At 52.9% G+C, this 10,158-nt stretch carries 7 protein-coding genes and 2 tRNA genes; 7 read left to right on the top strand and 2 right to left on the bottom strand.

Going from position 1 to position 10,158, the window contains the following annotated elements:
• On the top strand, positions 1–1,410 hold a 1,410-nt coding region (locus tag AC128V_RS05330; protein ID WP_482763645.1), incomplete at its 5' end, for an MMPL family transporter.
• On the opposite strand, the gene AC128V_RS05325 is transcribed toward AC128V_RS05330, so the two are convergent.
• Positions 1,407–3,041, bottom strand: coding sequence for a glycoside hydrolase family 13 protein (locus AC128V_RS05325; RefSeq protein ID WP_482763644.1), 1,635 nt, complete (start codon positions 3,039–3,041; stop codon positions 1,407–1,409). The genes AC128V_RS05330 and AC128V_RS05325 overlap by 4 nt on opposite strands.
• A 2-nt stretch (positions 3,042–3,043) precedes the next feature.
• A complete protein-coding gene (locus tag AC128V_RS05320; protein ID WP_482763643.1) occupies positions 3,044–4,702 on the bottom strand; it encodes a glycoside hydrolase family 13 protein in 1,659 nt (552 codons plus the stop codon).
• Positions 4,703–4,958: 256 nt separating this feature from the next.
• Between AC128V_RS05320 and AC128V_RS05315 the strand changes: the two genes are divergently transcribed.
• The 6 genes from AC128V_RS05315 to AC128V_RS05290 all read left to right on the top strand — a co-directional run bounded on the left by AC128V_RS05315 (position 4,959) and on the right by AC128V_RS05290 (position 10,157).
• Complete coding sequence (locus AC128V_RS05315) at positions 4,959–6,200, top strand: sugar ABC transporter substrate-binding protein (protein WP_482763642.1); 1,242 nt, start codon at positions 4,959–4,961, stop codon at positions 6,198–6,200.
• Between the two features lie 73 nt (positions 6,201–6,273).
• Positions 6,274–7,827, top strand: a complete 1,554-nt coding sequence (locus AC128V_RS05310) for an ABC transporter permease subunit (protein WP_482763641.1) — start codon at positions 6,274–6,276, stop codon at positions 7,825–7,827.
• Complete coding sequence (locus tag AC128V_RS05305; protein ID WP_482763640.1) at positions 7,828–8,682, top strand: sugar ABC transporter permease; 855 nt, start codon at positions 7,828–7,830, stop codon at positions 8,680–8,682. It begins immediately after the preceding gene.
• A 56-nt stretch (positions 8,683–8,738) separates the two neighbouring features.
• On the top strand, positions 8,739–9,908 hold the full coding sequence (locus tag AC128V_RS05300) for a sugar ABC transporter substrate-binding protein (protein WP_482763639.1): 1,170 nt from the start codon (positions 8,739–8,741) through the stop codon (positions 9,906–9,908).
• Between the two features lie 70 nt (positions 9,909–9,978).
• Positions 9,979–10,050: transfer RNA gene (locus tag AC128V_RS05295), tRNA-Thr, on the top strand.
• 33 nt (positions 10,051–10,083) lie between these two features.
• Positions 10,084–10,157 (top strand) — tRNA-Met (locus tag AC128V_RS05290).
• Position 10,158 lies beyond the last annotated feature (1 nt).

The following is a 10,158-nucleotide window of genomic DNA, read 5'->3' as shown; positions in this document are numbered from 1 at the left end:
CGCCAGGTTGCCACCTTCTTTGGAATGGTGCCAGATGGTTCGGTAACTGGAATTTTGTCGGTGCTGGTATTTGGTGCTGGCACCAACTACGCCCTGCTACTTATTGCTCGTTACCGCGAAGAGCTGCTGCTTGAAGAAAACCGTCACGTGGCAATGGCCAAGGCGCTCAAGGGTGCAGGGCCTGCGATTATCGCTTCCGGTTCAACAGTCACCTTGGCGCTTCTAACCCTTACCCTCGCTGAACTTGGTGGTAACCGAACTCTCGGTTTGGTTTGTGCAACCGGAATCGTGATTGCCATGATCTCCGCACTTGTCGTGCTACCTGCAGCACTGGTGGTCTTTGGTCGTGGCTTGTTCTGGCCATTCGTTCCACGTTTTGGTGGAGTGAACAAGAGTCTAAATGGACTGTGGGGCAAGCTTGGTCGCGCAGTTAGCAAGCGTCCGGCAATCATTTCCTCGGTCGGTGTTTTGATTTTGGCTGGCTTGGCAATTGGAGCCAGCGGCATTCAGGTTGGTCTTGCATCCACCGAGCAGTTCCGCGAGAAGCCAGAAGCTGTTTACGGTCAGGAAATTCTTGGTGAAGCATTCCCAGCTGGTGCCACCTCCCCAACCACAGTGATTGTGGACAAGGGCTTTGAGGCTGAAGCCGCAGAGGTTGCCAAGAAGGTCCCGGGTGTGGCTGAAGTTACCGTAGGTGAAACCGATGGTGAGATCGTCGCACTGAGCGTGGTGCTAGATGCTACCGGTGGTTCTGAAGAGGCTTACCAGTCGATTCGCGACCTACGCACCGAGCTTGCAACTTTGGAATCCGCTAACGCACTTGTTGGTGGTCTGGATGCAGAGACCCTGGATGTGAAGTCAACCTACGAGCGTGACCAGCTGCTGGTTATCCCACTGATCTTGATCTTGGTGTTCTTGGTCTTGGTATTGCTACTTCGCTCACTCCTTGCGCCGATCCTGCTACTCACCACAGTGGTGGCATCGTTCTTCGCTTCGATGGGCGCCAGCTGGTTGATCTTTGATCAGCTACTTGGACTCCCAGCGCTTGACCTAAGCGTGTTCCTCTACTCTTTCTTGTTCCTAGTGGCCCTTGGTGTTGACTACAACATCTTCTTGGTCTCCAGGGCTCAAGAGGAAGCTGTGAAGCACGGCACACGTGAGGGCATGGTTCGAGCACTGAGTGCGACCGGTGGAGTTATTACTTCGGCAGGTATTTTGCTGGCAGCGGTATTCGCAGTGCTTGGCGTATTGCCACTGATCGCTCTGTACCAGATCGGAATCATTGTCTGCATCGGTGTGCTACTTGACACCTTGCTGGTGAGAACCGTTGTGGTTCCGGCGCTCGCATTTATGACGGGTGACAAGTTCTGGTGGCCAAGAAAGAAGCTAACCGCTCCTAAATTTGGCTAGACCAAAACCCAAGCGGTGTCATTGGGCAAAAGACTTCCGTCTTTGCCCAGCGGCATAGAACTAATCACAACTTCTCCGGTTAGCTTTATTGGCTCACTGGAGAAGTTGTGGACTATCTGCAGGCTCCCGTTTTGGTATCTGAGAGCGTCAGTTTTGGACACCCAGTCAAAAGATCCTTCGCCAAGTTTCAGCTCGCTGCGAAGTTTCAGTGCCTGCTGATACATCGTGAGCGTTGAGCCCTCTTTGCCCTGCTGCTGGTCGCGAGACAGGGCTGCGTAGCTTTGAGGTTGTGGCAGCCATGCTTTGCCGGTTTGGTTGAAACCATTTGAGGCATTGCCCATTTCCCACGGAAGTGGCACGCGACAACCATCGCGGCCAACCCTTTGGCCTTGGGTCCTTGCGAAGGTCGGGTCCTGGCGGTGCTCGTCGGCGAGTGTGGTGTGGTCTGGAAGGCCAAGTTCTTCGCCCTGGTAGAGGTAGCTAGCGCCTGGCAGTCCAAGCATGAACAGCGTCGCAGCCCTTGCCTTTTGCAGACCAAGAACGTTGTTTGGTTGTGGGTTGTTTGGGCCAACTCCGTCGGAGGCGGTGGTGCGACCGTAGTCACCGCCAAAGCGGGAAACGTGCCGAAGCACATCGTGGTTGTTTAGCACCCATGTGCTTGGAGCGCCGACAGCATCAAATGCCTCGAAGGACTCGTCAATAGCAGCTACTAGTTTTTCTCTCTCCCAACCGGCATCCAAGAATCTGAAATTGAAGGTCTGGTGGAATTCATCCGGTCTTACCCAAAGGGCCATAAAGCTAAGCGGCAAAACATAGGCCTCGCCACACATCGCTCTGTCACCTGGGTAGCTATCTAGAATCCTGCGCCAGTCTCTAAAGATTTGGTGAACTGAATCTTGGAACCACATTGGAGGGTTCTCGCGACCCTCGATAAATCCAGCCCCAGCCTCTTCAACATAAGGGTGATCTGGAAGCCCTTCTGCCTTGGCCATCGCGTGCGGCTGGTCTACTCGGAAGCCATCCACTCCGCGGTCAAGCCAGAAGCGCAGAATGTTTTCAAACTCTTCTCGAACAACCGGATTCTCCCAATTCAGATCCGGCTGCGAGGAATCGAATAGGTGGACATACCACTGCCCATCTTCGACGCGAGTCCAAGCTGAACCACCAAACATCGACTGCCAGTTATTTGGAGGAAGCTCACCGTTTTCACCCCTGCCGTCTTTGAAGTGATAGTAGGAGCGCTCTTTGGAACCTGGCGCTGCCTTGAGGGCTCTCTGGAACCACTCGTGCTCGCTGGAGGAGTGGTTCGGGACTAGGTCAATCATCACCCGAAGAGAGAGTCGGTGAGCTTCTGCAACCATCTCATCAAAATCTTCGAGGTTTCCAAAAAGTGGGTCAACGCTTACGTAGTCAGAGACGTCGTAACCGGCATCTTTTTGCGGAGAGCGGTAAAAAGGGCTTAGCCAAATCGCATCGATACCTAGTCTTTGCAGGTCAACAAGCCGATTGGTTATGCCTTTTAGGTCACCCATGCCATCGCCATTTGCGTCAGCAAATGAGCGCGGATAGATCTGGTAGATGACACCTGAGCGCCACCATTGAGCACCTTCTTGGCTTAGGTGTAACGGCATGACTAGAGCTTAATCCAGGCAACCTGGTCGTGCTCTAGTACCTCCTCGATGGTTAGGTCGTGCTGAGTGGTGGCAAGCAGTTCACCCTTTGGAAGCGAGATTGCACTTCCGGTGAAGTTAGCCAAAACCAATACACCGTTGTTGATGTAGGCGAGTGAGTTTTTGCCAGCGTGTTCATCGGCCCACTTCAGGCTGCCGTGACCAAGCTTATTAGCCTTGCGGATTTTGATTAGGCGCTTGTAAAGCTCGAGGGTGGAACCTGCAACACCACGCTGCGATGCACGAGCGTAGATCTTGTAGTTCGAAGGCTGTGGCAACCAGGACTCTCCGGTGGCATTGAAGCCAAGTGCCGGTGCATCTGCCTCCCATGGAATTGGAACACGGCAACCATCGCGACCAACTCGTTCGCCCTTCGTGCGGAAGTAGGTTGGGTCTTGACGGTACTTACCCTCCAGGGTGGTGTGCTCTGGAAGTCCAAGTTCTTCACCCTGGTAAATGTATGCGCCACCAGGTAGACCAAGCATGAATGCGCTGGCAGCGCGAGCAACGCGCTGACCACGGGCCTCATCTGGCTGCGGGTAGTCAGGGCCGATTCCATCGCCCTGCTTAGGGATTTCGTCGTAGGCCATGCGGGTTACGTGGCGAATGGTGTCGTGGTTTGAAAGCACCCAGGTGCTTGGAGCACCAACGCCACCAAAGGCAGCCAGTGACTCATCAACGACATCGCGAAGTTCGTCTTTGTCCCAAGGGCAGCCAAGGTATCCAAAGTTGAAGGTCTGGTGATACTCGCCGGGTCTTACCCACTGCGCCATCTTTGGGATGGTTGACAGCCAAGCCTCGCCACACATCGCACGGTCTTCGTATTCGTCGAGGACCTTGCGGAACTTCCTGTTGATTTCGTGAACTCCAGGCTGACCCCAGAACGGGTGCTGGTAGTCCTTCAGCTCATCGCTGATGCCGGTCATGGTGGAGTTGTTCTCAACCACATCTGGCAAGCCAGGCTCTTTCACTAGGCCGTGGGCAACGTCGATGCGGAAACCCGCAACGCCGCGATCTAGCCAAAAGCGAAGTACCGATTCAAACTCTTCAACGACCTTTGGGTTATCCCAATCAAAGTCAGGCTGAGAGGAATCGAAGATGTGCAGGTACCACTGGCCATCTTCGATCCGAGTCCAAGCAGGACCACCGAATACCGACTCCCAGTTGTTTGGAGGTAGCTCACCCTTCTTACCCTTACCCTCGCGGAACATGTACATCGCGCGCTCTTTAGAGCCCTTGCCGGCCTTGAGTGCTGCCTGGAAAAGTGGGTGCTGGTCAGAAGAGTGGTTTGGAACTAGGTCAACAATTACGCGGATGCCCATCGCGGTGGCTTTAGCTAGCATCGCATCAAAATCCGCAAGGGTTCCGAACAGTGGATCAATGTCCTTGTAGTCGGAAACGTCGTAACCGGCGTCCTTCTGCGGAGACTTGAAAAACGGTGAGAACCAAATGGCGTCAATGCCAAGTTCCTGCAGCTCACCCATTCGCTGTGCGATTCCGTTTAGGTCACCAATACCATCGCCATCGCCATCGGCGAAGGAGCGTGGGTAGATCTGGTAGATGACGGCTGAGCGCCACCACTCTGCACCGGGGCTGGATGGGACCAGCAAGTTTTCAGACATAGGCAGAAGCTTATGACCTAGTTTGGCGTGGTTCTAGAGGCTCTAGAGCGAGTCGCAATTGGTCTGTAAACGATTACAGTTGCTAGCCGACTGGCTTGTAAGCGTTTTCACTTAATTACTGTTGCTTCCCTAAAAGTAGGGCTTGTTATCAACTTGTTATTTATGTAAGCGTTTGCAGATTTGACCCTATCGTTTACCAAGAGTTCACTAGTAGTTGTTTGCGGTACCGCAAATTTTTATCAACGAAAGGTAACCAATGAAGTTCACCTCACGTGGCTTTAAGGCTGCGGCCGCAGTCATCGCCACCGCTTCACTATTGGGTGCAGGTCTTCTACCAGCTCAGGCTGCTCCAAAGACCATCACCGTTTGGGCAGACGAGACTCGTGGCCCACAGCTAAAGAGCCTGATCGATGGAAACACCTCCATCGCACCTGGATACGTCATCAAGGTCAAGTTCTTTGCATCTCTAACCGCTTTGCAGAGCGCATGGGACAAGGCAACTGCCGCTGGTGGTCCAGATGTTCTAACCGGTCCAGCATCGTTCAACGCTGCTGCTAAGAGCGGTAAGGTCCTTCCACTTCTTTACTCGAAGGCCGCACAGAGCGAGATCCCTTCTGGTGCAAAGCAGGCACTGTCATACAAGGGGCGCACCTACGGTGTACCTCTAGATGTTGACACCACCGCCATGTACTGGAACACCGCATTCGGTGCATCAGCTCCAGCGACCATCGACGCAATGTTCGAGGTATACAAGACCCAGAAGGCAGCCGGCAAGGTTACCGGTGGTATCTGTGCATTTGAAGGTGTATGGGGCGCTCACCCAATCCTCACCGCACTTGGTGGCGGAGCCTATGGCTTCACCAGCAACAACCCAGATGCAAACAAGGTTCTAATCAACAGCGACGCCTTCAAGGCAAACGTCAAGAAGTACCTAGTTGGTTCTGACGGCAAGTCAAACGGCTTCTTCAAGTGGGATGGCTGTGCAGACGAGTTCAAGGCTGGCAAGATGCTTGCTGCTAACACTGGTGCTTGGAACCTAGACGGCATTAATGCCTCAGGTGTCAAGTACACCCTTGGCGCAGTTCCTGGCCTAACCGCTACTTCTAAGGGTGCACAGTGGGTTAACTACTCTGGCGCTTGGGTAACCTCTTACGCTCGCACCCACGGTGTTGAGCTAGGTGCTAAGAAGCTAGTTGTCGACTGGATGGCATCCTCTGCTGGTCAGCTACAGATGTACGCTGCCGGCGACCGCCCACCAGCCAACACCAAGGCAGCAGCAGCAGTGAAGAACGCCGCTACCAAGGGCATCGCAACCGCAGCTGGTACCGGTACCCCTCAGTTCAGCGCATGGTTGGACGACAAGACCGGTGGCTCTAACTGGTACGACACCGTAGGTTCAGCTTTGACCAACATGTTGGTTAAGGGTGACTCTGTCGACGCCACCTTGGATGCAGCAGCAGTGATTCTGAAGAAGAACTTCGCTAACGCATCAAAGTAAGTAATACCAATTGAAGGTGTGGGGGTTGGCTCCTTAGGGAACCAGCCCCCATCACTTTGGAAGCAATAAAAAAATGGCAAAGAAAAAGCAAGAATCGCAGCCTTTGAGGCTAGGACCCATGGTGGTCAAGATCATCATCATGGCGCTGTTCGCATCTGGACTGGGCTACATGATGTTCGTTGCTTTTCTAGCCGGCGAAAATCTAATCGGTGGCGTTTTAGCCCTGGTACTGATCGCATCGTTTGTGGTCTACAGCTCAAAGGGCCTTGTCCCGCTAAAGTTCCTGCTCCCAGGAATAGTGCTCCTTGCAATCTTTGTGGTTACTCCAATTTTGTACACGGTCCTTATGTCGGGGTTTGTCTACAAAACTGGAAATGAAATCACCCGTGATGAGGCTCTAGCTCAGATTTATGAAACCGGATATGTTCCGGATGAAAGTTTCACCGCCTTCTATATGACCTTGGGTCGCTACGAAGGCGAAGTCGCGGCACTTTTGACCGATCAGATGACCATGACTCCATACCTTGGCGCTAATGGCGTTGCAACCGCTTTGGAGGCTGACCAGGTCCAGCTTGATGAATACGGCACCGCGGTTGGCTTTGAAGGCTTTGAGTCAATCGGCTTCGATGAGGCAGCAACCCTAGAGGCTGAAATCATCGACCTGCGCTTTGACATGGGGGAGGGCAAGTTCATTCGCCCAGAGTCCTTGGACGCAGCCCTTTTGATGATCCAAGCATTCACCTTGGATCAGGCCACCGGCGAACTTTATGACTCGGTAAACGACATCACCTATGTCGATAACGGCGAGGGCAACTTTGTAAACAAGGCGAACCCAGAAGAGAAGTTGTTCCCCGGTTGGAGAGCATTCAGCCCACTGGAGAACTACGTTGGCTTGCTTACCGACCCGGTGATTCGCGGCCCATTCATCAACGTCTTTATCTGGACCTTCTCCTTCGCGCTGATCACGGTCGCAACCATGTTTGCGGCGGGTCTCACACTTGCAATCGCTATGGACAAGCCACTTCGATTCAAGCGCTTCTACAAATCGATTTTGATCTTGCCCTACGCAATCCCAAGCTTTATGTCGATTCTGATTTGGAACGGTATGTTCAACCGTGACTTCGGTGCGGTGAACCAAGTTCTAGGTTCGCAGATCGACTGGTATAACGATGCGACCTTGGCCAAGCTCGTGATCATCATTGTGAACCTATGGCTTGGTTTCCCATACTTCTACCTAATCTCTTCTGGCGCTTTGCAGGCCCTGCCGGGCGAACTAGAGGAGGCGGCTTCAATCGATGGAGCAAGCCCGGCTCAGATCATGGCAAGTATCAAGCTGCCACTGTTGCTGCAGATACTTTCGCCGCTTCTGATTGCATCCTTCGCATTCAACTTCAATAACTTCAACATCGTTTATCTATTGACAAACGGTGGTCCGATAAATGTGCTGGCTGGTGAGACTGCCGGTGCTACAGACATCTTGATTACCTACGCCTACAAGACCGCCTTTGGTTCTGCCGAGCAGAACCTTGGTTTGGCATCGGCAATCAGCGTGATCATGTTCTTCATTGTTGGTGGCCTATCGCTTTGGAGCCTAAGGCGCTCAAAGGTATTGGAATCGGTGATTTAAATGAAGCGAACAAACCTTAGATCTGCGGCTTGGCGTCACATCTACGCCTGGGCTTTGATTCTGTTTTCGATCTTCCCGATCTACGTGGTGATCATCAGCTCTTTTGACCCAACCGGTGGTTTGGCTTCTTCGAGTCTTCTGCCGCAGCGCTTTAGCTGGGTGAACTACGAGACTTTGTTCTCTTCTCCAACCATCCCGTTTATGACTTGGATTTTGAACTCGTCTTACCTAGCTGCACTCAATGCAATTCTGTCGATTGTGGTTGGCGCATTCTCGGCCTTCGCTTTCTCCAGACTTCGTTTCAAGGGTCGCAAAGTTGGTTTGCAGACCCTGCTCTTGATTCAGGTTTTCCCAGCGTTTTTGGCACTCGCTGCCATCTACGTGATGATGGAGCGCATTTACACCATCTTCCCGGCCATCGGTTTGGGTAGCCACGGTGGTCTGCTGCTTATCTACCTAGGTGGATCAATGGGCGTGAACGCCTGGTTGCTCAAGGGCTTTATTGACTCCATTCCAATGGAGTTGGATGAGGCAGCCAAGATTGACGGCGCGACGCCATTCCAGATCTTCTGGCAGATCTTCGTTCCGCTATCCGCTCCGGTTCTCGCGGTTACCGCACTTCTGTCCTTCATCGGAACATTCAACGAGTTTGTGCTCGCGAGCTTGTTCCTTCAGGACGTAAACCTAAGAACTGTTGCGGTTGGTTTGCAGTCCTTCGTTGGTGCGCAGTTTGGTGCCAACTGGGGACCATTTGCCGCAGGTTCCATCCTTGCATCAGTGCCACTGGTTGCGCTGTTCCTATTTGCTCAGCGCTACATCATCGGTGGTCTAGTTTCTGGTTCCGTGAAGGGCTAACCGCTTAGTTGCTGGATTACCTGCGATTATTGAGTCCTAAGAACTTGGGGTCAAAATTGCGAATCTTGGTTGGTCTAGCGACTGTGCTTGCATTGGCTGGTTGCACCGGTGGGACTACTGCAGTTACTCCCTCTCCAACCGCAGCTGCACCCAGCACGGGCATCACCGTCGAGGTTTGGATAGACCAAGAACTAAGCGAGAGCTTTGCGGTTTTTGCCGAGCAGTTCAAAATGGACACCGGCAACAATCTTGAGATTGTCGTCAAAGATTTTTATGCGTTAGAGACCGAGTTTCCGATTCAAGCCCCAACCGGCCCTGACTTGGTTATTGGTTCCAATGAATGGGTTTCGACTTGGGCCGCAAGCGGCGCGATTGCCCAGGTCCCGCTTTACTCAATGGAGCCATTCGATTCCGTCGCTCAGGTATTCACCCGAGCAGCAGTCAACTACGGCCTTCCCTATGCAACCGAGAACGCAGCGCTTATTTGCAATGCCGATCAAGTCTCAAGCGCACCGAATAGTTGGGAAGACCTAATTGCCAAGGGAGTAAAGCTTCCTATCAATCCAGGTGGCGACCCATTTCTGTTGCAGTCGGTGCAGTCGTCTTTCGGAGTGGAGCTTTTCCAAAGAACCGACTCAGGTGAGTACGGCACCGAGTTCGCACTGTCTGGCGAATCCGGTTTGAAATTAGCTTCTTGGCTCAGGGGCAACTCAATGGATTTCCCGCAGCTAGACTACACCGCAGCAACTGAGTTTTTTGTAACCGGACAGACTCCGTGTTTTCACACCGGCATGTGGTCACTACCTGCAATCAAAGAGCGTGTGACTTTCAATTTGACCGCATACCCAATGCCTTCGGCCGGCGGGGAAGCGGCTTCACCATTTGGTGCATCGAGAGCGTTTTTCCTAAACAGCAACTCTCAGCATCCAGACCAAGCAAACGCCTTGCTAGAGCTTTTAGCCTCGGACTCAGCTCAGCAGCTGATCTTTGAGACAACTGGCAGACAGCCAGTTACAGATGCCTTTCAAGGTGAGATTCAAGATCCTGTGATGCGCGGCTTCATGGAGGCTTCCAAGGTCAGTGTTGGCATCCCAGATGCTGCCCTAATGCAGCACGTATGGGGTCCACTTGGCATCGCTCAGATTCGATTGCTCGGAGTAGAAGGGCAACCAAAAGACATCTGGAGCCAGATGGTCTCTGAGGTATCAGCCAAGTTGGGAAACTAGATTCTAAATTTGGCGTTTGCCTAGCGCCCACCGCTAGTGCTAATCTTTTGCGGTTGCCTTTTAGGCTAACGCCCCGATAGCTCAGTGGTAGAGCACTTCCATGGTAAGGAAGGGGTCGACAGTTCAATCCTGTCTCGGGGCTCGATCGACAGTGAGCTTACTTACTGCAGTTCGAGGCTGAGTAGCTCAGTTGGTTAGAGCGCACGACTCATAATCGTGAGGTCGCGGGATCGTGCCCCGCCTCAGCTAC

Source organism: Aquiluna sp. (assembly GCF_965064355.1).
Note: the sequence above shows the minus strand (reverse complement) of the source record. Positions and strands in the feature narration are given on the sequence as shown.